General features: G+C 73.1%; 17 protein-coding genes and 4 pseudogenes. 15 read left to right on the top strand and 6 right to left on the bottom strand.

Going from position 1 to position 24089, the window contains the following annotated elements; all coding sequences use genetic code 11:
* The first annotated feature begins 117 nt into the window (after positions 1–117).
* From RV983_RS23435 to RV983_RS23405, 7 genes and pseudogenes are all read left to right on the top strand, one after another.
* Positions 118–1131 carry a LacI family DNA-binding transcriptional regulator gene (locus tag RV983_RS23435; RefSeq protein WP_475987698.1) on the top strand — a complete coding sequence of 338 codons (1014 nt, stop codon included), beginning with the start codon at positions 118–120 and terminating at the stop codon, positions 1129–1131.
* A gap of 26 nt (positions 1132–1157) precedes the next feature.
* Positions 1158–2681: a sugar ABC transporter ATP-binding protein gene (locus RV983_RS23430; protein WP_475990432.1), complete on the top strand. Its 1524-nt coding sequence runs from the start codon at positions 1158–1160 to the stop codon at positions 2679–2681.
* Positions 2671–3646, top strand: a pseudogene (locus RV983_RS23425) (ABC transporter permease); the annotation flags it as partial. The gene RV983_RS23430 and the pseudogene RV983_RS23425, both read left to right, overlap by 11 nt.
* A 123-nt stretch (positions 3647–3769) precedes the next feature.
* Positions 3770–4633 (top strand): annotated as a pseudogene (locus RV983_RS23420) (D-ribose ABC transporter substrate-binding protein); the annotation flags it as partial.
* 44 nt (positions 4634–4677) lie between these two features.
* Positions 4678–5580 (top strand): ribokinase, encoded by a 903-nt coding sequence (gene rbsK, locus RV983_RS23415; RefSeq protein WP_475987697.1) that lies wholly within the window; start codon positions 4678–4680, stop codon positions 5578–5580.
* The gene (gene rbsD / locus RV983_RS23410; RefSeq protein WP_475987696.1) at positions 5577–5966 is read left to right on the top strand and encodes a D-ribose pyranase; all 390 of its coding nucleotides are present in this window, start codon (positions 5577–5579) and stop codon (positions 5964–5966) included. The genes rbsK and rbsD overlap by 4 nt, the downstream gene beginning before the upstream one ends.
* A 66-nt stretch (positions 5967–6032) precedes the next feature.
* A complete protein-coding gene (locus RV983_RS23405; RefSeq protein WP_475987695.1) occupies positions 6033–6476 on the top strand; it encodes a DUF937 domain-containing protein in 444 nt (147 codons plus the stop codon).
* A 265-nt stretch (positions 6477–6741) separates the two neighbouring features.
* Here the strand turns inward: RV983_RS23405 and RV983_RS23400 are convergent, their stop codons facing one another.
* The 3 genes and pseudogenes from RV983_RS23400 to RV983_RS23390 all read right to left on the bottom strand — a co-directional run.
* Complete coding sequence (locus RV983_RS23400; protein ID WP_475987694.1) at positions 6742–7593, bottom strand: sugar phosphate isomerase/epimerase family protein; 852 nt, start codon at positions 7591–7593, stop codon at positions 6742–6744.
* Between the two features lie 2 nt (positions 7594–7595).
* Positions 7596–8771: a dihydrodipicolinate synthase family protein gene (locus RV983_RS23395; RefSeq protein ID WP_475987693.1), complete on the bottom strand. Its 1176-nt coding sequence runs from the start codon at positions 8769–8771 to the stop codon at positions 7596–7598.
* A gap of 5 nt (positions 8772–8776) precedes the next feature.
* Positions 8777–8926 (bottom strand): annotated as a pseudogene (locus RV983_RS23390) (Gfo/Idh/MocA family protein); the annotation flags it as partial.
* A gap of 238 nt (positions 8927–9164) precedes the next feature.
* Here RV983_RS23390 and RV983_RS23385 point away from each other — a divergent pair.
* The 7 genes from RV983_RS23385 (at position 9165) to RV983_RS23355 (ending at position 16857) form a co-directional block, all read left to right on the top strand.
* Positions 9165–10271, top strand: coding sequence for a LacI family DNA-binding transcriptional regulator (locus tag RV983_RS23385; protein ID WP_475987692.1), 1107 nt, complete (start codon positions 9165–9167; stop codon positions 10269–10271).
* A gap of 109 nt (positions 10272–10380) precedes the next feature.
* Positions 10381–11286: a bifunctional helix-turn-helix transcriptional regulator/GNAT family N-acetyltransferase gene (locus tag RV983_RS23380; RefSeq protein WP_475987691.1), complete on the top strand. Its 906-nt coding sequence runs from the start codon at positions 10381–10383 to the stop codon at positions 11284–11286.
* A gap of 10 nt (positions 11287–11296) precedes the next feature.
* Positions 11297–12097 (top strand): sugar phosphate isomerase/epimerase family protein, encoded by an 801-nt coding sequence (locus RV983_RS23375; protein ID WP_475987690.1) that lies wholly within the window; start codon positions 11297–11299, stop codon positions 12095–12097.
* A 190-nt stretch (positions 12098–12287) separates the two neighbouring features.
* Positions 12288–13199 (top strand): LysR family transcriptional regulator, encoded by a 912-nt coding sequence (locus RV983_RS23370; RefSeq protein ID WP_475987689.1) that lies wholly within the window; start codon positions 12288–12290, stop codon positions 13197–13199.
* A gap of 64 nt (positions 13200–13263) precedes the next feature.
* Positions 13264–14235 carry a hypothetical protein gene (locus tag RV983_RS23365; protein ID WP_475987688.1) on the top strand — a complete coding sequence of 324 codons (972 nt, stop codon included), beginning with the start codon at positions 13264–13266 and terminating at the stop codon, positions 14233–14235.
* Between the two features lie 91 nt (positions 14236–14326).
* On the top strand, positions 14327–16132 hold the full coding sequence (locus RV983_RS23360) for a glycoside hydrolase family 3 protein (protein ID WP_475987687.1): 1806 nt from the start codon (positions 14327–14329) through the stop codon (positions 16130–16132).
* A 98-nt stretch (positions 16133–16230) separates the two neighbouring features.
* Positions 16231–16857, top strand: coding sequence for a hypothetical protein (locus RV983_RS23355; RefSeq protein WP_475987686.1), 627 nt, complete (start codon positions 16231–16233; stop codon positions 16855–16857).
* 61 nt (positions 16858–16918) lie between these two features.
* Here the strand turns inward: RV983_RS23355 and RV983_RS23350 are convergent, their stop codons facing one another.
* The gene (locus RV983_RS23350) at positions 16919–20767 is read right to left on the bottom strand and encodes an ABC transporter ATP-binding protein (protein ID WP_475990431.1); all 3849 of its coding nucleotides are present in this window, start codon (positions 20765–20767) and stop codon (positions 16919–16921) included.
* Positions 20768–20815: 48 nt separating this feature from the next.
* On the opposite strand from RV983_RS23350, the pseudogene RV983_RS23345 reads away from it, so the two are divergent.
* Positions 20816–21178: pseudogene (locus tag RV983_RS23345) on the top strand (GNAT family N-acetyltransferase); the annotation flags it as partial.
* Positions 21179–21397: 219 nt separating this feature from the next.
* Here the strand turns inward: RV983_RS23345 and RV983_RS23340 are convergent.
* Positions 21398–23002: a thiamine pyrophosphate-binding protein gene (locus RV983_RS23340; protein ID WP_475987685.1), complete on the bottom strand. Its 1605-nt coding sequence runs from the start codon at positions 23000–23002 to the stop codon at positions 21398–21400.
* Positions 22999–23961, bottom strand: a complete 963-nt coding sequence (speB, locus tag RV983_RS23335) for an agmatinase (RefSeq protein WP_475987684.1) — start codon at positions 23959–23961, stop codon at positions 22999–23001. Before speB ends, RV983_RS23340 begins: the two co-directional genes overlap by 4 nt.
* Positions 23962–24089 lie beyond the last annotated feature (128 nt).

Here is a 24089-nt window from a genome sequence, read left to right as displayed (position 1 = left end):
TGGACAACTCCGCCCGGGAGAAGGCCCGGAATGTAACGATCCGGTTTCGTGCCCTTGTCGCGGCGCATGTAATCGTTTCCAATCCTCCTTGTAATCGATTCCACGAGGAGGTGGACGGTGGCGAGCATCAAGGACGTGGCATCCCGCGCCGGCGTATCCGTCGCGACGGTGTCCCGCGTGCTCAACGACCACCCCGCGGTCCGCCCGGACACCCGCACCCGGGTGCTCGAGGCGGTAGCCGAACTCGGCTACCGCCCCAACGGGGTGGCCCGGTCGCTGCGCACCGACCAGACGCGGACGCTCGGCCTGGTCATCAGCGACGTGCTGAACCCGTTCTTCACCGAGCTCGCCCGCTCCGTGGAGGACGAGGCGAGGGCGCTCGGCTACAGCGTGATCATCGGCAACGCCGACGAGCGGCCGGAGCAGCAGGACCACCACATCCGCACGCTCCTGGACCGCCGTATCGACGGTCTGCTGGTCAGCCCCACGGACGGCGGCTCACCGCTGATCATGGACGCGGTGCTCGCCGGCACCCCCATGGTCTTCGTGGACCGGTGGATCCCCGGCATCGGCAACGACGTGCCCGTGGTCCGCACCGACGGCTGCGACGCGGTCCGCGACCTGGTCGCCCACCTGCACGCCCTCGGGCACCGCCGGCTGGCCATCATCTCGGGCCCGGCCGCGACCACCACCGGCCGCGAGCGCGTGAAGGCGTTCCGCGACGCGCTCGAGGCATTCGGCCTCGCCCTGCCCGACGACTACATCGGGCAGGGCGACTTCCAAGCGGACAGCGGCCGCCGGGCCACCGCCCGCTTCCTGGACCTGCCGGTCCCGCCGGACGCGGTCTTCGCCGCGGACAACCTGATGGCGCTCGGCGCCATGGACGAGATCCGCGCCCGCGGCCTGCGCGTGCCGGAGGACATCGCGCTCGCCGCGTTCGACGACATCCCGTGGTTCCTCCACACCGATCCGCCGATCACGGCGATATCGCAGCCCACGGGCGAGCTCGGCCGGGCGGCCGTGCGCTCGCTGATCGACCGGGTGGAAGGCCGGCCGGCGCCGTCGGTCACCGTCTCCGCCCGCCTCGTAGTGCGCCGCTCCAGCGGCGCGTCCGAAGGGAGCCCCCGTTGAGTACGACCAGCCCCGAGATCCTCCGCATGGAGGGAGTCCGCAAGGTCTTCCCCGGCGTGGTCGCCCTCGACGGCGTCGACTTCGACCTGCACGGCGGCGAGGTGCACGTCCTGCTCGGCGAGAACGGCGCGGGCAAGAGCACCCTGATCAAGATGCTGTCCGGCGCCAACCGCCCGGACGGAGGGCGCCTGCTCGTGGACGGCCAGGAGGTGCGCATCCACGGCGCGCAGGACGCCGAACGTCTCGGCATCGCCACCATCTACCAGGAGTTCAACCTCGTCCCCACGTTCAGCGTGGCGGAGAACATCTTCCTGGGCCGCCAGCCGCGCCGCTTCGGCCTGCTGGACCGCAGGAAGATGAACACCGACGCCGCTGCGCTGCTGGAGCGCGTCGGGGTGGACGTCGACCCGCGCACCCCGGTGGGGGAACTGGGCATCGCCCGCCTGCAGATGGTGGAGATCGCCAAGGCGCTCAGCCTGGACGCCCGGGTGCTGATCATGGACGAGCCGACCGCGGTCCTCACCAGCGAGGAGGTCGAGAAGCTCTTCGTCATCGTGCGCCAGCTGCGCGCGGACGGCGTGGGCATCGTCTTCATCACCCACCACCTGGAGGAGATCGCCGCGCTCGGCGACCGTGTGACGGTCCTGCGCGACGGGCGCAGCGTCGCCCAGGTCCCCGCCGCCACGCCCGAGGACGAGCTGGTCCGGCTCATGGTCGGACGCAGCATCGACCAGCAGTACCCGCGTGAGCGCTCCGACGCGGGCGCCCCGCTGCTGAGGGTCGAGGGACTGACCCGCGGCGGCGTCTTCCAGGACGTGAGCTTCGAGGTGCGGGCCGGCGAGGTGGTGGGCCTGGCCGGGCTCGTCGGCGCCGGGCGCACCGAGGTCGTGCGCGCGGTCTTCGGCGCCGACCCCTACGACTCCGGGACCGTCGAGGTGCTCGGGAAGCGGCTGCGCCGGCACGACGTGAACGCCGCCATGGACGCGGGCATCGGCCTGGTGCCCGAGGACCGCAAGGGCCAGGGCCTGGTCCTGGACGCCAGCGTCCAGGAGAACCTGGGCCTGGTCACCCTCGGTCGCGCCACCCGCGCCGGTTTCATCGACAGGGCGGGCCAGCGCAAGGACGCCGACCGCATCTCGGGGCAGCTCAAGGTGCGCATGGCCGGCCTCCACCAGCACGTCCGCACCCTGTCCGGCGGCAACCAGCAGAAGGTCGTCATCGGCAAGTGGCTGCTGGCCGACACCAAGGTGCTGATCCTCGACGAGCCCACCCGCGGCATCGACGTCGGCGCCAAGGTCGAGATCTACCAGCTCGTCAACCGGCTCACGGCCTCCGGCCACGCCGTGTTGATGATCTCCAGCGACCTCCCCGAGGTACTGGGCATGAGCGACCGCGTCCTGGTGATGTCCCAGGGCCGGATCGCCGGCGAACTTCCCGCGGACCAGGCGACCCAGGACTCGATCATGGCTCTCGCCGTCGGCGCGGGCACCGCAGACAACGGCAACACCACAGCGATGAAGAAGGATGTGGAGGGCTCCCGTGGCCACTGACACGCTCAAGAAGACGACGGACACGGGTGGCGTCGCCGCGGCTCGCCGTGTGCTCCTCAACAACGGCGCCCTCAGCGCCCTGGTCGTCCTGCTCGTGGCACTGTCGTTCATGTCGGGCGACTTCCTGAGCACGCAGAACCTGCTCAATGTCGGCGTCCAGGCGGCCGTGGTGGCGATCCTCGCCTTCGGCTCCACCTTTGTGATCGTCGCGGCCGGCATCGACCTGTCGGTCGGCTCCGTCGCGGCGCTCTCGGCGACGGTGCTGGCCTGGAGCGCGAGCTCCGCGGGCCTGCCGGTGTGGCTGGCGGTCGTGCTCTCCGTGGCCACCGGTGTGGCCAGCGGTCTGCTCAGCGGCCTGCTGGTCTCCTTCGGTAAGCTGCCGCCCTTCATCGCCACCCTGGCGATGCTCTCCATCGGCCGCGGCCTGACCCTGGTCATCTCCCAGGGCAGCCCGATCGCCTTCCCGGACTCGGTCTCCCACCTGGGCGACACCATCGGCGGCTGGCTGCCCGTGCCCGTCCTGGTGATGATCGTCGCCGGCGTCGCCACGGCTGTGATCCTGGGCCGCACCTACATGGGCCGCGCCATGTACGCGATCGGCGGAAACGAGGAGGCGGCCCGCCTCTCCGGCATCCGCGTCAAGCGGCAGAAGCTCATCATCTACGGCCTGTCCGGCCTCTTCGCGGCCGTCGCGGGCATCGTCCTGGCCTCCCGGCTCGCCTCGGCGCAGCCGCAGGCGGCCTACGGCTACGAACTCGACGCCATCGCCGCGGTCGTCATCGGCGGCGCCAGCCTCTCCGGCGGCGTCGGCAAGGCCTCCGGAACCCTGATCGGCGCGCTGATACTCGCCGTGCTGCGCAACGGCCTCAACCTGCTGTCGGTCTCCGCCTTCTGGCAGCAGGTCGTGATCGGCGTCGTCATTGCCCTGGCGGTCCTCCTGGACACCCTGCGCCGTCGTGGCTGACGCCACACGCCGCACTTCCGCCCACCAGCCTCATCACACCCGCAAGGAACCACCGATGCGTATCAAGAAGATCACCGTCACCGCAGTCGCCGTCAGCGCTCTCGCCCTCACCGCCGCCGCCTGCAACTCCGGCTCCGGCTCGTCCTCCGGCACGAAGGTCGGTCTTTCGGTCTCCACCCTCAACAACCCCTTCTTCGTCCAGCTCAAGGAAGGCGCCCAGGCCGAGGCGAAGAAGGAGGGCGTGAACCTGACCGTGACCGACGCGCAGAACGACGCGTCTCAGCAGGCGAACCAGCTGCAGAACTTCACCAGCCAGAACGTGAAGGCGATCATCGTCAACCCGGTGGACTCCGACGCGGCCGGCCCGTCGGTGAAGACCGCCAACAAGGCGAACATCCCCGTCGTCGCCGCCGACCGCGGCGTCAACAACGCCGACCTCGCGACCACCGTCGCCTCCGACAACGTCGAGGGCGGCCGGCTGGCCGCCAAGACCCTGGCCGAGTCCCTCGGCGGCAAGGGCACCGTGGTCGTGCTCCAGGGCACCGCGGGCACCTCCGCCGCCAACGAGCGGGGCCAGGGCTTCAACGAGGGCATCAAGGCCTACCCCGGCATCAAGGTGGTGGCCCAGCAGGCCGCCGACTTCGACCGCACCAAGGGCCTGGACGTCATGACCAACCTGCTCCAGGCGCACTCCGACGTCACCGGCGTCTTCGCCCAGAACGACGAGATGGCCCTCGGCGCCATCAAGGCGCTCGGCTCCAAGGCCGGCAAGACCGTCAAGGTGGTCGGCTTCGACGGCACCCCCGACGGCCTGACCGCGGTCAAGGCGGGCACGCTCACCGCGTCCGTGGCCCAGCAGCCCAGCGAGCTGGGCAAGCTGGCCGTGCAGAACGCCGTGAAGGCCGCCAAGGGCGACAAGCTCCCGACCCTGGTGAAGGTGCCGGTCAAGGTCGTCACAGAGAAGAACGTCGCGGGCTTCACGTCCTGACGCGACGCACCGCTACGGCCGATTCCGCGAAGGGAACACAAAGAATGCACGGCTACGACCTGCTGGTCGTGGGGTCGGCCAACGCCGACCTGGTGATCCACGTCGACCGCCGCCCGGCGGCGGGCGAGACCGTCCTCGGCTCCGACCTGGCCACCCACCCGGGCGGCAAGGGCGCCAACCAGGCCGTCGCCGCGGCCCGCCTGGGAGCGCGCACGGCGCTGCTCGCGCGGGTCGGCGACGACGCGCACGGACGGCTGCTGACCGGGTCGCTCAGATCGGCCGGCGTCGACACCTCCGGCATCCTGATCGGCGACACCCCCACCGGGGTCGCGCTGATCACGGTGGACCCTTCCGGCGACAACAGCATCGTCGTCTCGCCCGGCGCCAACGGGCGCCTCGGGACGGCCGACGTGGCGGGGGCGCACGAGCTGCTGGCCGCCGCCCCCGTGGTGTCGCTGCAACTGGAGATCCCGCCCGCGACCGTGGCCGCCGTCGTCGCGGCGGCCACGGAGGCGGGCACGCGGGTGGTGCTCAACCCGTCGCCGCCGGCGCCGCTGCCGCCCAAGGTGCTGGAGGGCTGCGATCCGCTCGTGGTCAACGAGCACGAGGCGCGCTTCCTGCTGGGCGAGGACGCCGGCGCCACGCCGGAGGAGTGGGCGCGGGGCCTGCTCGCCCTCGGGCCGCGCTCGGTGGTCGTCACCCTGGGCGCCGACGGCGCCCTCGCGGCGACCGCCGACGGTGCGGTGCACGTGCCGAGCGTGCGCGTCGACGCCGTCGACACCACGGGAGCCGGTGACGCGTTCACCGGGGCGCTGGCCTGGCGGCTGGGCGCCGGCGACGACCTGGAGACCGCCGTGCGGTTCGCGGTGCGTGTCGGGGCCGTGGCCGTGACCAAGGCGGGTGCGCAGGAATCCTTCCCCACCCTCGACGAGACGGAACAGCTGTGAAGAAGTCCGGAATCCTCAACCGTCACCTGGCGGGCGCCATCGCCGCGCTCGGTCACACCGATCTCGTCGTCGTCTGCGACGCGGGCCTGCCGATCCCGCCCGGCCCCGTCATCGTCGATCTCGCCTTCCGCGCCGGGACGCCCTCGTTCGCCGAGGTGCTGAAGGGGCTGCAGGACGAGCTGGTGATCGAGGGCGCCGTCGCCGCCAAGGAGGTGCGCGACCACAACCCCGAGGTCACCGCACAGCTCGAGGAAGCCTTCCCGGAGCTGGAGCTGGTCTCCCACGAGGACTTCAAGGCGCTCACCCATCGGGCCCGGCTCGTCGTCCGCACCGGGGAGGCCCGGCCCTACGCGAACGTCATCCTGCGCTGCGGCGTCCCCTTCTGAGAGGGGTACATCCGTCCGGATGCGGTCGGCGGGCCGAGCGGGCGTTTCGCAACTAACGTCCGGAACATGAGCGATCGACCGCTGAAGGACGAGGTGCTGGAGGAGCTGGGCGAGGACCGGCTCCGGGAGATCGCCGCGCTGCTCGGTACCGACGCCGACGAGACGCGGCAGGTCGTGGGCGGTTCCGTGGCCTCGATCACAGGGGTGCTGACCGACGACGCGGTGACCCCCGGCGGTACGGCCGAGCTGTGCCAGGCCATGGAGCAGGCGGCCAACGAGACCGAGCCGCTGCCCGCCGCGGCCGTCGGCTTCGCCGGGGTGCAGGGCGGTGCGCAGGGCGGAAGCAACAGCGGCGCTCTCGTGGCGGTCCTGGCGAAGGTCGCCGCTCCGGCGGCGCGTGCGGTGGCCAAGCGGACCGGGCTGCCGGAGAAGGCGGTCGCCGGGGCACTGGAGTCGATCATTCCGGTGGTCGCGGCGGTACTGGCCCGGCGGGCGCGCGAGAAGCGCTGACCCCGCCGGGGACCCGTGGAGTGCGCGGCTCGAACGCCCCGTGAACGGCGTAAGGGGTCCGGCTCAGCCGGACCCCTTAACCGTTCCCCTCCCTCTGCGTGGCGTCCCGAACCCCCTCCGGACACCGCGCTCTCCCCCTCGTTCAAGACCCTACGAGGCCCCCCACCGGGGTCTTGACGCTACATAGACCCGCGAGGCCGGGGGATGGTTGTGCGCCCTCGGGAAGAAATTCTCAAAGTTTTCCGACCGCCCCTCGAAGCCCGGTTCACAGCACGTGCGCGCGATATCTTGCGATGGTTTCCTCCAGAACGTCCCTGCCGTCACGGGCCCACAGCGCCGGGTTGAAGATCTCGACCTCGACGGGACCGGCGTATCCGGCCGCATCCACCTGCTCGCGCAGCCCCCGCAGATCGACGCATCCGTCACCGAGCTGCCCGCGCCCCAGCAGCACCCCCTCCGGCAGGGGGGTGATCCAGTCGGCGACCTGGAAGCAGGCGATGCGGCCGCGCTCCCCCGCCCGCGCGATGTCCCGGCCGGCGAGGTCGTCCCACCACAGGTGGTAGGCGTCCACGACGACGCCGACCTGTTCGACGGGAAAGCGCTCGGCGATGTCCAGGGCCTGGGCGAGCGTGGAGACGACGCAGCGGTCCGAGGCGTACATCGGGTGCAGCGGCTCGATCGCGAGGCGGACGCCCCGCTCGCCCGCGTACGGGGCGAGTTCGGCCACGGCGCCGGCGACCCGCTCGCGGGCCGCGGCGAGGTCGCGTTCGCCGGCCGGGAGGCCGCCGGAGACCAGCACGAGGGTGCCGGTGCCCAGGGTCGCGGCCTCGTCCACCGCCGCGCGGTTGTCGGCGAGCGCGGCGGCCCGCTCCCCGGGATCGGAGGCGGTGAAGAAGCCGCCGCGGCACAGCGAGGTGACCGTGAGCCCCGCGTCGCGGACGAGCTTCGCTGCCGCCTCCACGCCGTACTCCCGGACCGGTGCGCGCCACAGGCCGACACCCGGCACGCCGCGCGCGGCCAGGCCCTCGGTCAGTTCGGGGAGGGCGAGTTGGCGCACGGTCTCCTGGTTCACGCTGAGCCGCACGAGGTCGTCCGGAGGCCGATTGTCAGTACCCACTGTCACACTCCGTACACAGAGAGAAAATTCCGCATGCGGGACTCGGCGAGCACCGGGTCGGGGAACAGGCCGATGCGGTCGGCCAGTTCGTACGCGCGGGCCAGATGGGGGAGGGGGCGTGCCGAATGCAGACCGTCGAGCATCGTGAAGTGCGACTGGTGGCCGGCCAGCCAGGCGAGCAGGACGACGCCGGTCTTGTAGTGACGGGTGGGCGGCCCGAACAGGTGCCGGGAGAGTTCCACCGTCGGGTCGAGCAGGGAGCGGAAGGCGGCCGTGTCGCCGGAGTCGAGCGCGCGGAGGGCGCGGGAGGCCACGGGCGCGAGCGGATCGAGGATGCCGAGGAGTGCGTGGCTGAAGCCCCGGTCGTCCCCGGCGATCAGTTCGGGGTAGTGGAAGTCGTCGCCGGTGTAGCAGCGCACGCCGTCCGGGAGGAGGCGGCGCAGCCCGATCTCGCGCTCCGCGTCGAGCAGGGAGATCTTGACGCCCTCGACCTTGCCGGGGTGCGCCGCGACCAGCTCCAGGAAGGTGTGGGTGGCGGCGTCCAGGCCGGTGCTGCCCCAGTAGCCCTCCAGCGCCGGGTCGAACATCGGCCCGAGCCAGTGCAGTACGACGGGTTCCGCGGCCTGCCTGAGGAGATGGCCGTACATCTCCAGATAGTCCTCGGGCCCCTTGGCGACCGCGGCGAGGGCGCGGGAGGCCATCAGCACGGGCCGCCCGCCGGCGTCCTCGACGAGCGCGAGCTGCTCCTCGTAGGCCCTGCGGACGTCGTCCAGGCTGTAGGGGTAGCCGATCCCGGTCACGGGGAGCTGGTCGGTGCCCACGCCGCACACGACGCGGCCGCCGGTGGCGCGGGCCTCGGCGCAGGAGCGGCGCATCAACTCGGCAGCGGCCGCCCAGTCCAGGCCGGAGCCGCGCTGCGCGGTGTCCATCGCCTCCGCCACCCCGAGTCCGTGGGACCACAGGTGGCGGCGGAAGGCGAGGGTCGCGTCCCAGTCGACGGACGCCGGCAGACCGGGAGCAGTGCGGAACGGGTCCGCGACGACGTGCGCCGCCGCGTACACCGCGCGGCTGCGCGGCACGGCGGCGTCGGCCAGGACGGAGAAGTGGGCGGCGGGCGCGGTGCGCGGCTGATACGGCCGCAACTCCCCCGAGGGGTCGGGCAGGTGGATGGTCGTCACAGGGTCAGCTCCGGTTCGGGCCACAGCACGGTGCCGTCGCCGAGGTCGGGACCGGCCTGCTCGCGCTGGGCGAGGACCGAGCGGACGAGGTGCCGGTGGTGGCCCATGCGGCCGATGACGTCGTTCATGGCGATCCGCACTGTCCTGCGGGGCACGGCAGTTCCTCTCTTCGGCGGCGGGCCGCCGAGGGGGCAACGAACCACAGCAAGCGCTTTCTCGCTCGTCACGCTAGCCATTGCCACGACAATCGACAAGAAGCACCACCTTCCGACAGACAGCGCTTACTGGCTTCCGAGACGGGGCGGACCCGCTCCCCGCGCGGCCCCGGGATGAGAACATGTGCCGCCGCGGGCCGAGGGCCCGGAAGCGGACCGAACCGGAGGAAGCAGAAGCATGGCAGTGACCCTGGCCGACGTCGCGGCGTACGCCGGAGTGTCCGCCGCAACCGTGTCGCGCGTGCTGAACGGCAACTACCCGGTCGCCGGGAACACCCGCGAGCGCGTCCTGCGAGCCGTGGACGACCTGGACTACGTCGTCAACGGTCACGCCCGCGCGCTCGCCGCCGCCACCTCCGACCTGGTCGGCGTGCTCGTCAACGACGTCGCCGACCCCTTCTTCGGGCTGATCGCCAGCGCCGTGCAGGGTGAGATCAGCGGCGGCCCGGGCACCCCCGCCGCGATGCCCGCCGGCGCCGGGAAGCTCGCCGTCGTCTGCAACACCGGGGGCTCGCCCGAGGCGGAGCTCAACTACCTCACCCTGCTGGCACGGCAGCGCGCGGCCGGGGTCGTGCTCACCGGCGGTGCCGTGGAGGGCACTGAGCACTCCGCGGCCGTCGCCGGCCGGCTCTCCCGCCTCGCCGCCTCCGGCACGCGGATCGTGCTGTGCGGCCGGCCGCCGCTGCCGGAACTCGCGGCGCTCCCGGGCGCGGCGGGCGCCGCCGTGGTGACCGTGGCCTTCGACAACCGCGGCGGCGCCCGGCGGCTCACCGAGCACCTGCTCGCCCTCGGCCACCGCACCATCGGCTATGTCGCGGGCCCCGCCGACCGGACCACCACGCGGCACCGACTGGAGGGCCACCGCGCGGCCCTCGCGCACGCCGGCCTCACCGGCTCCGCCGCGGAGCTCGACCGCCTCACGGTGCACGGCTACTACGACCGCTCCTCCGGCTACGACGCCGCCCACGAACTGCTGCGCCGCGAGCCCCGTCTCACCGCGGTCCTCGCCGCCAACGACAGCGTCGCACTGGGGGTCTGCGCCGCCCTGCGCGAGCGCGGGCTGCGCATCCCGCAGGACGTCTCCGTCGCCGGTTACGACGACCTGCCGTTCAGCGCCGACGCCTCGCCCGCGCTCACCACCGTGCGGATCCCGCTCCACGAGGCCGGGGCCCGTGCCGGACGCCTGGTGATGGGACGTCAGTCGCCGCCGCCCGGGGGGCTGGCGACGGTCCGCACGGAGCTCATGGTGCGGACCTCGACCGCGCCGCCGCGGCAGGACGCGTAGCGGGCCCGGACACGAACGGGACGGCACACCGCACGGCCCTGGCGGAGTGCCGCATGGCGGAATATCTTTGACTGAGTCAAGTATTTTTCCCGGGAGAGGCCCAGTCATCGTGACCGTTCAGGAGATCAGGGCGTTCAACCGCTTCTACACCAATCTCATCGGGGCGCTGGACTACAGTCGCCACCTGCACACCCCGTACACGCTCACCGAGGCCCGCGTGCTGTACGAACTCGCCCACGCCGAGGGACTCGACGCCGCCGATCTGAGGGCAGCGCTGTCCGTGGACGCCGGGCAGCTCAGCCGCATGCTCGCGGCCTTCGAGCAGCGCGGGCTGGTGACCCGCACCCCCTCGGAACGCGATGCCCGGCGGCAGCGGGTGGACCTGACACCGGACGGTCGGGCAGCGGCCGGCCTGCTGGAGGAACGCTCGCGGGACGCGGTCTCGTCCCTGCTGGGCGGCCTGGCCCCGCGCGACCGCGAGCGGCTGACCGGCGCCATGCGCACGGTCCGCGAGGTCCTCGGCGGCGCCGCCCCCGCACCCACGCCACAGGCGGGGCGCGTCCGGCTGCGCGGGCTGCGCCCGGGCGATCTGGGCTGGGTGGTGCAGCGCAACGCGGAGGTCTACGCCGAGGAGTTCGGGTGGAACGCCGAGTACGAGACGCTCGTCGCCCGGATCGTCGCCGACGGCCACGAGCGCGCGTGGATCGCCGAACTGGACGGCGAACGTGCCGGTTGCGTCTTCTGCGTACGGGACGAGGAACCCGGCACGGCCCGGTTGCGCCTGCTGCTGGTGGACCCCGCAGCCCGCAGCCACGGCATCGGCCGGACCCTGGTCGACGCCTGCGTACTGTTCGCCCGCGAGACCGGCAGGCGCGAGCTGGTGCTGTGGACGAACGACGTCCTGACCTCGGCCCGCCGGATCTATCAGGCGGCCGGATTCGAGCTGACAGGGCAGAAGCCGCACCACAGCTTCGGCAAGGATCTCGTCGGGCAGGACTGGCGACTGGTGCTGTAACGTCCGGAAAGTGAAGCTCGCGTTCTCGACCCTCGGCGTGCCCGGGCTGCCCATGGCGGACGTGGCCCGGCTGGCCGCCGGGCACGGCTGGCACGGCGTGGAGCTGCGGGCCGGTCACGACGAGCCGGTGCACGCCGGCCTGACGGGGCGCGAGCAGGCCTCGGTGCGCGAGGAGTTCCGCGCCGCCGGAGTCGACATCGTCGCGGTCGCCTCCTATGTCCAGGTGGCCGCTCCGGGCGAGGACGATCCCGTACTGCGCGGGCTGCGCGACCACATGCGGCTCGCCGCCGGGCTCGGGGCGCCGCACTTGCGGGTGTTCCCGGGCGCGGGGAACGGGTCGCCGCCGGACGACGCGGACACCCGCGCGGCCCGCCGCCTGGCCGCCGTGGCGTCGGAGGCCGCGGACCTGGGCGTACGCCTCCTGCTGGAGACCCACGACTCGCACCGCACCGGCGCGGACGTGGCCCGGGTCCTCGGGCTGGTGGGCCATCACAGCGCGGGCGCCCTCTGGGACGTGCTGCACCCGTGGATCGGCGGGGAGCAGCCGGAGCACACCTACCCGGTGCTGGCGCCGTACCTGGGCTACGTCCAGGTCAAGGACGTCTCCTCGGCGCAGAACACCACCCCGGTGCCGCTCGGCCGCGGCGCGGTGCCGCTCGCCGGCACGGTGGAGGTGCTCAGCCGGGCCGGCTGGGACGGCTGGCTGTGCTGGGAGTACGAGCGCCGCTGGTACCCGCAGGTGCGGGCACTGCCGGAGCTGCTGTCGCGCGGCCGCTCCCATCTGCTGGGGCTGCTCGGCGAGTCGGCCTGATTCGCCCGCCGCCCCGTCGCGGTCGGCGCGGTCGGCGCAGGCCGCCCGGTCGGCGCAGGCCGCGCGCGAGAGGCGCGCGTCACATCGTCCCGGCGCAGGGCGCCGTATCCTTCGACACCGGCGACTCTTCAGCAACGGTGCCTGTCGCTGCGTGATCCGATTCAGGATCTCTGAACGATGAGGTGGACGGATGCTGGACCTGGCCCGGCTGCGGGCGCTGCACGCGGTGCATGTGCACGGTTCCGTCGGCGCGGCGGCGACCGCCCTCGGCTACACCGCTTCCGCGGTCTCGCAGCAGATCACGAAGCTGGAGCGGGAGACCCGCACCACGCTGCTGGAGCGGCAGGGCCGCGGGGTGGCGCTGACCGAGGCGGCACAACTGCTGGCCGAGACGGCACAGGAGCTGATGGCCATCGTCGAGCGGGCGGAGGTCGCCCTGGAGGAGCGGCGCGGCAAGCCCACCGGGCGGTTGACGACGGTCGCCTTCCCCACCGCCGCTCGCGGGCTGATGCCCGGTGTGTTCGCCGAACTGGCCGCCGCCCACCCGTCGCTGGAGCTGCGGCTGCTCGAGGAGGGCGCCCACCTGGCCGTCGACCTGGTCGCGCGGGGCGCGGTCGACCTGGCCGTGGTGCACGACTGGGACATCGCACCGCTGCCCGCCCCCGAGGGGCTGGAGCGGGTGGTGATCGGCGAGGACCACTGCGACATCCTGGTGCCCGTCGCGCATGCGCTGGCGGCGCGCGGCCCCCTGGCGCGCGAGGACCTCGTCGACCAGCGGTGGATCTGCCAGCCGCCCGGGCACGTCTGCCACGAATGGCTGGTGCGGACCCTGCGGGAACTGGGCAGCGAGCCCGACCTCGCCTTCCAGGTCGCCGAGTACCAGACCCAGCTGGAGCTGGTCGCCGCCGGACTCGGCATCGCGCTCGTGCCCCGGCTCGGGCGCGGGCCGGTGCCCGCGGGCGTGGCCGTGGTGCCGCTGGAGCCGGCGCCGGTGCGGCGGCTGTACGCCTTGTGGCGCACAGGGGCGTCACGACGTCCCGCCATCAGTGAGACAGTCCGCGTGTTGCGGGCTCGCTACCCCCAGGTCGTTCACCGACCATAGGCGGATGTCCTCCACACGCAGGGAACCGTTCCGGGCAGCGTCCCGTCCAACCCACGTGCTGCTGGTGAGTCTCCGCAAAGCGGTGTCGGTCACGCTGCTGGCTGCGTCGCTGACAACCCTCTCCGCCGCCTGCGGCCGGCAGCAGTCCGCCACCGGTGCGCCCCCCTCCGCAAGCACCGGTGGCGGCCCCGCATCGTCCGCCATCGTCTCGCCGACGTCGGATCCCAAGGCCCCCGCATCCCCGTCCGTCTCGTTCTCACCCTCGACGCCCCGTCAGGGCGGCATCGCCTCGCGCCGGGTGTACTTCTCGTCGGCCGTCCGCGCCCCGGCACTCCACACGGTGCTGAACGACGAACGCGATCTGTCCCGTTTCCCGAGCTGGTTCGCCGCGTCCGATCCCGCGGTGGGCGCCGAGATCGCCAAGCGCGCCGCGGCGACGGACTTCTCGCGGTACGTGCTGGTCGCCTGGAACCGCACGACCGGCTGCAGCGCCGCCAAGGACGCGCTGCTCTTCCGCAGCGGCGACCGCCTGGTGCTCGGGATCGACCAGCCGCCCCCACCGGGCGAGTGCTTCGCGGCCCATCACGTCGTCACGGTCTTCGAGGTGCCCCGCGACCGGATGCCCGCGCATCCGCGCTTCGCGCAGGAGCCGAGCCCGCAGCCCGATCCGGCCGGACCGGGCAGGACCGTGGCCTTCGGCCGGCTGGACGGCGGGGAGCCCGCGCCGGGCGCGCGGAACGCCGAGGTGACCTCGGGCCGGCAGCTCGACGCCTTCCTCGCCACGCTCTCCCCCAAGGACGCCAAGACCGTGCGCAAGCAACTGGCGGGGCACCCGTCCCGGCCGGCCGAGCGGCGCTTCGCCTTTCTGCTGACAGGCTGCCGGCCCACCGGCGCCTGGCTGATGATCAGCCGTCAGGAGCTGTCGGCGGCCACGACCGGGGACGAGACGATCCGCTGCGTCCAGGCGCAGCGCTGGACGGCGGTCCTCGCGGTGCCGTCCTCGATGGTGCCGGAGCGTGCACGCCTCATTGACTGACAATAACTTTCCGGCTAAGCGTGTCTGCTTGAAGGTTTCTTTCAGTGCACCCTTCGGCCTGTCCCGCCTCCTCCTGCCGGAAGGAGTCTCCATGCACAGCCCTCCCCGTCCGTCCCGCCGTGCCGTCCTCGGCACTGCCGCGGCCGCCTCCACCGCCCTCGCCCTCGGCGTCCCGGGCACCGCGAGAGCGGCCGCGGCCACGGCGAACGACCGCAGACGCGTCCGCGCGATCATCGACCGGATGAGCATCGAAGAGAAGATCGGCCAGCTCTTCGTGATGCGGGTGTACGGCCATTCGGCCACCGCGCCCGACCCCGCCGATGTGGCCGCCAACCAGGCCGAGATCGGCGTCTCCGATGCCGCCGAGCTCATCGCCACGTACCACGTCGGCGGCATCATCTACTTCGCGTGGGCCCACAACACCCGTGACCCCCACCAGATCGCCGACCTGTCCAACGGCATCCAGCGCGCCTCCCGCGTCCCCCTGCTGATCTCCACCGACCAGGAGCACGGCGCGGTCGCCCGCGTCGGCTCGCCCGCCACGCTCTTCCCCGGCGGGATGGCGCTCGGCGCCGCCGGGAGCGTGCGCGACGCCCGCACCGCCGCCGCCGTCGCGGGCGCCGAACTGGCGGCCATGGGCATCAACCAGGACTACGCGCCGGTCGCCGACGTCAACGTCAACCCCGCCAACCCGGTCATCGGCGTACGGTCCTTCGGCGCCGACCCCAAAGCCGTGGCCGCGCTCGTCGCCGCCCAGGTGGCGGGTTATCAGGGGGCCGGGGTGGTGGCCACCGCCAAGCATTTCCCCGGGCACGGCGACACCGGCACCGACAGCCACTTCGAACTGCCGGTCATCACGCACTCCCTGGAGGAGTGGCGGCGCCTGGACGCACCGCCGTTCCGGGCCGCCGTCGCCGCCGGCATCGACTCGATCATGACGGCGCACATCCTGGTGCCCGCCCTCGACGACTCCGGCGACCCCGCGACGCTGTCCCGGCCGATCCTCACCGGCATCCTCCGCGAGGAGCTGGGCTACGACGGTGTGGTCGTCACCGACGCCCTCGGCATGGAGGGCGTACGGCAGAAGTACGGGGACGACCGCGTCCCCGTCCTCGCCCTGAAGGCGGGCGCCGACCAGCTGCTCAACCCGCCGCTGCTGGACACCGCCTGGCAGGGAGTGCTGGCCGCGGTGCGCTCCGGCGAGCTGACCGAGGAGCGCCTCGAGCAGTCGCTGGTGCGCATCCTGACCCTCAAGGCGCGCAGGGGCCTGCTGGACGACCCCTACGTCACCCACCGCGGCGTCGACCGGACCGTCGGCACACGGGCCCACCTCGCCGCCGCAGACAAGATCACCGACCGGACCGTCACACTGCTGGCCAACAGCGGCGTCCTGCCCCTGGCCGCCAGACGCCGGCTGCTGGTGGCCGGCGCCGATCCGGCAGCGCCCTCGGGCACCGGAGGGCCGCCCACCGCCGTACTGGCGGCCGCGCTCACCGCGCTCGGGCACCAGGCCCAGGCGCTGTCCACCGGGACCGCGCCCGACCAGGCGGCGATCGACCGGGCGGTGGCCGCCGCGCGCGGCACCGACGCGGTGGTCGTGGCCACGTACAACGTCACCGCCGCCGTCACGGACCGGCAGAGCGCTTTGGTGCGGGCGCTGGCCGCCACCGGCGTGCCGGTAGTGCAGATCGCGATCCGGAATCCGTACGACATCGCGCGGCTGGACGGGACGGCCGCGGCGCTCGCCACCTACGGGTGGACGGACGTGTCCCTGCGCGCGGCGGCGCGGGTCCTGGCGGGCCGCGTACGGCCGGGCGGGAAGCTGCCGGTGGCGGTACCCCGGGCGGACGACCCGACGCGGGACCTCTATCCCGTCGGGTGGGGTCTGGGGTACTGAAGTGGAGCGCGCACGGCGGCCCCTCCCGGAACCGGGCCCGACCCCTTATCCTCCCCAAAGGGGGCACGTCGCCCGGGGGAAGTGGTGGGGGGGCCGCCGTGCGCATTCAGACGATCTCGGGTCAACTCCTGGGCGGGGCATGGCTGCTGGCCGTGCTGCTGGCTTCCTGCACGCCGGGCCCCGGCGGGACCGGCAGCAGCGCCGCGGGCCCCAGCCTCACGCCCACCACGCAGGACGGGGTCTTCCTCGCCCAGGACGAGTGCGCGACCAGCGACCCGGTCGGTTCCTACCGCGAGATCCCCTGCGACGACCCGTCCGCCCTCGCCCGCGTGGTCACCCGGCTGTACGGGCTGCTGCCCGCCTCGCCGTCACCCTCGGGCAAGGACGCCGCGCGGCCGGGCGACCGCTGCCCGGCGACCACCGACTTCCTCCTGACCGTCAGCGCCGCCCACCCGCAGGGCTACGCCTGCATGCGCAATCTGATGGCCCCGCACCCGGGCGACCCGGGTGAGGGCGGCGGACCGCACACCCTCGCGGGCGACTGCGTGTACACCTCACGGCACCGCGAGGTGAAGGAGACCAACTGCGACGGTTCGGCGGCGCACAAGCCGCAGTACCAGGTCACGCGGCTCGCCCGCAGCCGGGCCGGCTGCCCCAAGGACACGGTGCTGTACGTCCGGGTGGGCGGCGGCTCGGAGAGCGTCGGGTGCGCCCGCCGGCTGTGACGCGCGCGCCGGTCGGGGCGGGGTGTGCTTCACCACCCAGCCCCGACCACCCGCAAAGGGGTCAGGCCACGGCCTCGCTGTTCTCGTCCTCGCCGACGAAGGTGCGCCACAACCCGGCGTACCGGCCGTCGGCGGCGAGGAGTTGCTCATGCGTACCGTCCTCGACGACCCGGCCCTGGTCGATGACGACGACCCGGTCGGCGCGGGCCGCGGTGGTCAGCCGATGGGCCACCACCAGGGTGGTACGGCGCACCGCGAGCCGGTCGGCGGCCTGGTTGACCAGGGCCTCGGTGGCCAGGTCCAGGGCGGCGGTCGCCTCGTCGAGCAGCAGGACGTCCGGGTCGACCAGTTCGGCGCGGGCCAGGGCGATCAGCTGACGCTGTCCGGCGGAGAGGTTGCGCCCGCGCTCGGAGACCGTGTGCAGATAGCCGCCGTCGAGCGTGGCGATCATCTCGTGCGCACCGACGGCGCGCGAGGCGGCCTCCACCTCGGCGTCGGTGGCGTCCATGCGCCCGTAGGCGATGGCGTCACGGACCGTGCCTTCGAAGAGGTACGCCTCCTGCGGGACGACGCCGAGCCGCTGCCGGTAGCCGGTCAGGTCGAGTTCGCGGATGTCCTGGCCGTCGACGAGGACCGCGCCGGATGTCGGGTCGTAGAACCGGGCGACCATCTTGACCAGGGTGGACTTGCCCGCGCCGGTCTCGCCGACGAAGGCGACCGTCTGCCCGGCGGGAATCCGCAGCTCGATGCCCGCCAGCGCCTCGGCGGCGTCCTCGGCGTAGCGGAAGTGCACGTCGCGGAAGGCGATCTCGCCACGGAGCCGGCCCACCTCGCGCGGTGCCCGGGCGGGCGGGGTCGTCGTCGGGGTGCGCAGCAGTTCGCGGATGCGGCCCAGGGACACCGAGGCCTGCTGGTAGCCGTCGAAGACCTGGGAGAGCTGCTGCACGGGAGAGAAGAACAGGTCGATGTAGAGCAGGTACGCCACCAGGGCGCCGGCGGTGAGGGTGCCCGCGCCGATCCGGTGCGCGCCCACGATCAGCACGAGGGCGGCGGCCACGCTGGACAGCAGCTGCACGAAGGGGAAGTACACGGAGATCAGCCACTGGCCGCGCACCCGCGCCTGGCGGTAGGCGTCGCTGCGCCCCGCGAACCGCTCGGCCCCGCCGCGCTCGCCGCGGAAGGCCTGGACGACGCGGAGCCCGGCGACGTGCTCCTGGAGGTCGGCGTTGACGACGCTGACCCGCTCGCGGGCCAGTTCGTACGCCTTGACCGACCTGCGGCGGAACACCCAGGTGGCCACCAGCAGCACGGGCAGCGTGGCGAAGACGATCAGGGCCAGCCCGACGTCGATCGCCAGGAGCGCCACAAAGATGCCGACGAAGGTCAGCACGCTGACCAGAGCGGTGACGAGGCCGGTCTGCAGGAACGTCGACAGAGCGTCGACGTCGGTGGTCATACGGGTCATGATCCGGCCGCTCAGCTCGCGCTCGTAGTAGTCGAGCCCGAGCCGGTGCAGATGCGAGAAGATCTTCACGCGGAGCGTGTAGAGCACGCGCTCGCCCGTACGGCCGGTGAGGCGGGTGGAGCCCCATTGCGCGGCCCACTGCGCGGCGACGATGACGAGGCCGAGCAGCGAGGCCGTCCAGACCGCGCCGAGCGCGACCTGCCGGACGCCGGAGTCGATGCCGTGCCGGATCAGGACCGGCAGCAGCAGTCCGGCGAACGCGTCCACGGCGACCAGCACCAGGCTGAACAGCAGCGGCCCGCGGAAGCCGCGCAGCATGCTGCGCAGACCGAAGTCCTTGTCGAGCCCCGCGGCGGCCTTCTCGTCGACGTCCGGGACGTCGTCCGCGGGCGGCAGCGCCGCGACCTGGGCGAGCAGTTCGGGCGTGGCGGGCATACCGGCCATGGCCGAGGCCATGCTGCCGGGACCGCCCCGGGCGGCCGCTCCGGAGGGCGCCGCACCCCTGCGGTCGGGGGTCTCGTCGCGGTGGCGGCGGTCCTCGGGCCACAGCTCCGGGGTGACGCCGCCGGCGGCCGGAGGCGCGACCGGGGCCGCGGGGCGGTCGAGCAGCGCGGCGATCGCGCCCTCGCCCGGCCACTGGGGCGCGGCGGCCGCGATCTCACCGGCCGGGTCGTGGGTCACGACGTCGGCGCCGAGTTCGTCGGGGTCGGTCAGCAGCCGCCGGTACAGCGCGCAGCGGTCCTGCAGTTCCTCGTGGGTGCCGATGTCGACCAGCCGGCCGGCTTCCAGGACGGCGATGCGGTCGGCGAGCGCGAGGGTGGAACGGCGGTGCGCGATCAGCAGGGTGGTACGGCCGGCCATGACCTCGCGCAGGGCGTCGTGGATCTCGGCCTCGACGCGGGCGTCGACCGCCGAGGTCGCGTCGTCCAGCACGAGCAGCCGGGGGTCGGTGAGGATCGCGCGGGCGAGCGCCACGCGCTGACGCTGGCCGCCGGAGAGGGTCAGGCCCTGTTCGCCGACGACGGTGTCGTAGCCCTGGGGCAGGGCCGAGATGAACCCGTGGGCCTGGGCGTGCCGGGTCGCGGCGAACACCTGCTCGTCGGTGGCGTCGGGGTGGCCGTAGGCGATGTTGGCGCGCACGGTGTCGGAGAACAGGAAGCTGTCCTCGGGCACGAGGCCTATGGCGTCGCGCAGCGAGTCGAAGGTCAGCTCGCGCACGTCCTCGCCGCCGACGCGCACGGCGCCGCCCGTGACGTCGTAGAAGCGCGGCAGCAGCAGCGAGACGGTGGACTTGCCACTGCCCGAGGCGCCGACGACCGCCACGGTCTCGCCGGGGGCGACGCTGAGGGAGAAGTCGTCCAGCACCGGGCGCGCCGGGTCGTAGCCGAAGCTCACATGGTCGAACTCGACGGTGGCCGCCGCCTCGCGGGGCAGCTCCCCCGAGCCCTCCCTCAGGGTGGGCCGGGTGTCGATGAGCTCGGTGACGCGCTCGACGCCGGCCCGGGCCTGCTGGCCGACGGTGAGCATCACGGTGAGCATCCGCACCGGGCCGGTGAGCTGCGCGAGGTAGGTGGAGAAGGCGACGAAGGTGCCGAGCGTGATCTGGCCGCGCACCGCCATCCAGCCGCCGAGCGCGAGCATGCCGACCTGGCCGAGGGAGGGAACGGCCTGCAGCGCCGGGCTGTAGCGCGCGGTGAGGCGGATCGTGCGCAGCCGGCCGGCGAACAGCCGCTCGCTGACCGCGCGCATCTTGGACATCTCCTGCTGCTCCTGGCCGAAGCCCTTGACCACGCGGACGCCCGTGACCGAGCCGTCCACGATGCCGGCGACCGCCGCCGCCTGCCCCTGGGCGTACCAGGTGGCGGGGAAGAGGGTCCGCCGGCTGCGGTCGGCCAGGAACCACAGGGCGGGCGCCACGGCCAGGGCGATCACCGTCAGCAGGGGCGAGAGCACCAGCATGACCACGAGCGACATCACGAACAGCAGGATGTTGCCGATCATCATCGGGGCCATGAAGAGCAGACCCTGGATGAGCTGGAGGTCACTGGTGGCCCGGCCGACGACCTGGCCGGTGTTGAGCTCGTCCTGGCGCACGCCGTCGAGGCGGGTGAGCGAGTGGAACATCTCCGTGCGCATGTCATGCTGCACGTCGAGCGCGAGCCGGCCGCCGTAGAAGCGCCGTACGAAGGTCAGCACGTACACCACGACGGCGGCGCCTATCAGCACAGCCGCCCAGGGTGCCAGCGGCTTGTCGTGCTTGACGATCACATCATCGATGATGATCTTGGGCACGAGCGGCACCAGGGCCATCACCGCCATGCCGCCGAGCGACGAGCCGAGCGCGAGCAGGACGTTCCGCCGGTACCGCCAGGTGTAACCCGTCAGCCGTCGCAACCATCCCGGCCCGGCCCCGCCGCTCTTCCCCTCGTCGACCTTCGCCGCCACCACGGTCCTCTCGTCGGTACTTCTCCACCGGAGGATCACAACGCCCGGATGTGCGGATTTCATCCTCCTGCAACAAAGCTACGACGTGGGTCCGACAGCGGCAGGTCCCGCAGGCCTCGTCCCGGGGCCGCGGAGCCCCGCCAGGAAGTCGTCGACGGGGGCGGCCGGGCGGAAGGGCCGGTCCTCCCGCGCTACGCCGAAGGCCGGGCCAAGGACGACAGCCGTATCTTCGGCATCTGGCTGGACGACACCTTGGTGGGCGGGGTGATGTTCGTGTCCTTCGACGCCGCCGCGGGCCGGTGCGAGATCGGCTGCCGGCTGGAGGCGGCCGGCCAGGGCCGGGGCCTGGTGACCCGGGCCGCACGGGCGCTCCTGGACCGGGCGTTCGGCGAGCGCGGTCCGCACCGCTCCGAAGGGTGGGCCGCCGCGGGCAACGAGCGCAGCGTCGCCACCGCCCGGCGGCTCGGCGTGAGGCGGGAGGGAGTGCTGCGGCAGCACTCCCTCCCTACCGCGGCGTGCGCCACGACTACGAGGTGTGGGCCGTGCTCGCCGACGAGTGGCCGGCGGTCGGGGACGGCGCGCGGACGCACCCGCGGGAGGTTCCGCCGGGTGATCCGCGTCACCCCCTGGTCAGAAGTGCGTCGGCGCGAACATCCGCAGCAGCGCCGGGAGGACCACCACCGACGGTCCGGGGGCGGCCAGCGCGGCGGCAAGGTCCGCGCGCAGCCGTTCCGGAGTCGTACGGACCCCGGGGACGCCGAAGGACTCGGCCAGGGCGACGAAGTCGGGCCGCGACAGCTCGGTCGCGGTGGCCTCGCCGAAGGCGTCGGTCATGTACGCGCGCAGGATGCCGTAGCCGCCGTCGTCCACGATGAGCCAGGTGACGGGCAGGCCGTACTGCCGGGCCGTGGCGAGTTCCGCGACCGAGTACATGGCGCCGCCGTCGCCGGACACGGCCAGCACCGGCCGGTCGCGGTCGGCGACCGCCGCGCCCAGTGCGGAGGGGAAGCCGTAGCCGAGGCCGCCGGCGCCCTGGGCGGAGTGCATGGCGCCGGGCCACGCGGACCATGCCCAGTAGGCGAGGATCGTCATGTCCCAGAAGCTGGGGGCGTGCTCGGGGAGGGCGTCCCGCACGGCGGCCAGCACGCGCTGTTCCAGGCCGAGGTCCTGATCGCCGATGCGCGCACGGACCCGCTCCAGCAGCCCCGCGACCGCCGGGGCCGCGCCAGGGTCGTCACGCTCGCCTGCCGCCTCGGCCAGGGCTCGCAGGGCGAGGCGGGCATCGGCGTGGATGCCGAGGGCCGGGTGGTTGGACTCCAGCTTGCCGAGATCGGCCTCGATCTGGATCACCCGGCCGCGCGGGCGGAACGTGTGGTAGTTCGAGGAGAGTTCGCCGAGTCCGGAGCCGACGACCAGCAGGACGTCGGCGTCCTCCAGGAAGTCGGTGGTGTGCCGGTCCTCCAGCCAGCTGCGCAGCGACAGCGGGTGCTCCCACGGGAAGCCTCCCTTTCCGCCGAAGGTGCAGGCAACGGGGGCGTCCAGCTTCTCGGCGAGCGCCAGGAGTTCCCCTTGCGCGCCGGACCGCACCACACCGCCGCCGGCCAGGACGACGGGCCGTTCGGCGCGCGACAGCAGTGCGGCCGCCTCCGCGATCAGCTCGGGGCGCGGGCGCGGCGGCCGGGGCCCGACCGCCAGTTCCGCGACCGGCGGGACGCTGACCGGGGCGAGCAGCACGTCCTGCGGGATCTCCACCCACACCGGCCCGCAGGGCGCGGTGAGGGACGACTCCCAGGCCGCGGCCAGGGCCGAGGGGATCTGGGAGGCGGTGCGCACCATGTGCACGGACTTGACGATCTCGCGGAACGACGCCTTCTGGTCGGTCAGTTCGTGCAGGTAGCCGTGGCGGCCCCCGCCGAGCCCGGCCACCGGCACCTGACTGCCGATGGCCACGACCGGCACGGACGCGGCGGCCGACTCCTGGAGGGCGGCGAGCGTCATCAGCGAGCCGGGGCCGGTGGACACCAGCAGCGGGGCGGGAAAACCGGTGACACGGGCGTACGCGTCGGCTGCGAAGCCCGCGTTGTTCTCCATGCGCAGGCCGACGTACTCCAGCTTCGAGCGCCGCAGGGCGTCGAAGGTGCCGAGCGCGTGCTGCCCGGGCAGGCCGAAGACGGTCGTGGCGCCGAGCGCCGTCAGGGACTCGGTGACCAGGTCACCACCGCTGCGTTCGCTCACACGCGGTCCGCCGCGATCTGCCGGGTCATGATCGTGGTGAGCTCGTACGCGGTGTGGGAGGCCGCGACGCTGGTGATCTCGGCGTGGTCGTACGCGGGGGCGACCTCGACGACATCGGCGGAGATCAGCTTGCAGGACGCCAGACCGCGCAGGATCTCCAGCAGCTCGCGGGAGGTGATGCCGCCGGCCTCGGGCGTTCCGGTGCCGGGGGCGTGGGCGGGGTCCAGGACGTCGATGTCGATGGAGATGTACAGCGGGCGGTCGCCGATGCGCTCGCGCAGCTGCTGGGCGACCTCGTCGGCGCCGCGCCGGTAGACGTCGGCGGAGGTGACGATGCCGAAGCCCATCTTCTCGTCGTCTGTGAGGTCCTGCTTGCCGTAGAGCGGGCCGCGGGTGCCGACGTGGGAGAGCGCGGAGGTGTCGAGGATGCCCTCCTCGACGGCCCGGCGGAACGGTGTGCCGTGGGTGTACTCGGCGCCGAAGTAGGTGTCCCAGGTGTCGAGGTGGGCGTCGAAGTGCAGCAGCGCGACCGGGCCGTGCTTGCGGGCCATGGCACGTAGCAGGGGCAGCGAGATGGTGTGGTCGCCGCCGAGGGTCATCAGTCGGGCGCCGGTGTCGAGCAGGTCGTCGGCGGCTGCCTGAATGGTCTCGACGGCCTCGTTGATGTCGAACGGGTTGGCGGCGATGTCGCCGGCGTCCGCGACCTGGGCGAGCGCGAAGGGCGAGGCGTCCTGCGCCGGGTTGTAGGGGCGCAGGAGGCGCGAGGCCTCGCGGATCGCGTTGCCGCCGAAGCGGGCGCCGGGCCGGTAGGACACACCCGCGTCGAAGGGCACGCCGACCACGGCGACATCGGTGGCACCGACCTCGTCGAGTCGCGGCAGCCGCGCGAAAGTGGCGGGCCCGGCGTAACGCGGGATACGTGAGGAGTCGAGGGGACCGCGCGGTGCGCTGCTGCTCATGAGTGACTGCCTGCTTTCGTGCGCTCGATGCGTTCTGGTCGCTTTGCGGGGGGGGTCCGACCGCACGGTCCGCCCACTGCACCGGACGGGAACCCGCGGCACGCCGCCGGTACGGCCGCGGTGTGCCT

Source organism: Streptomyces sp. RLA123, assembly GCF_056270165.1.
This window is presented reverse-complemented; position numbering and strand designations above follow the sequence as displayed.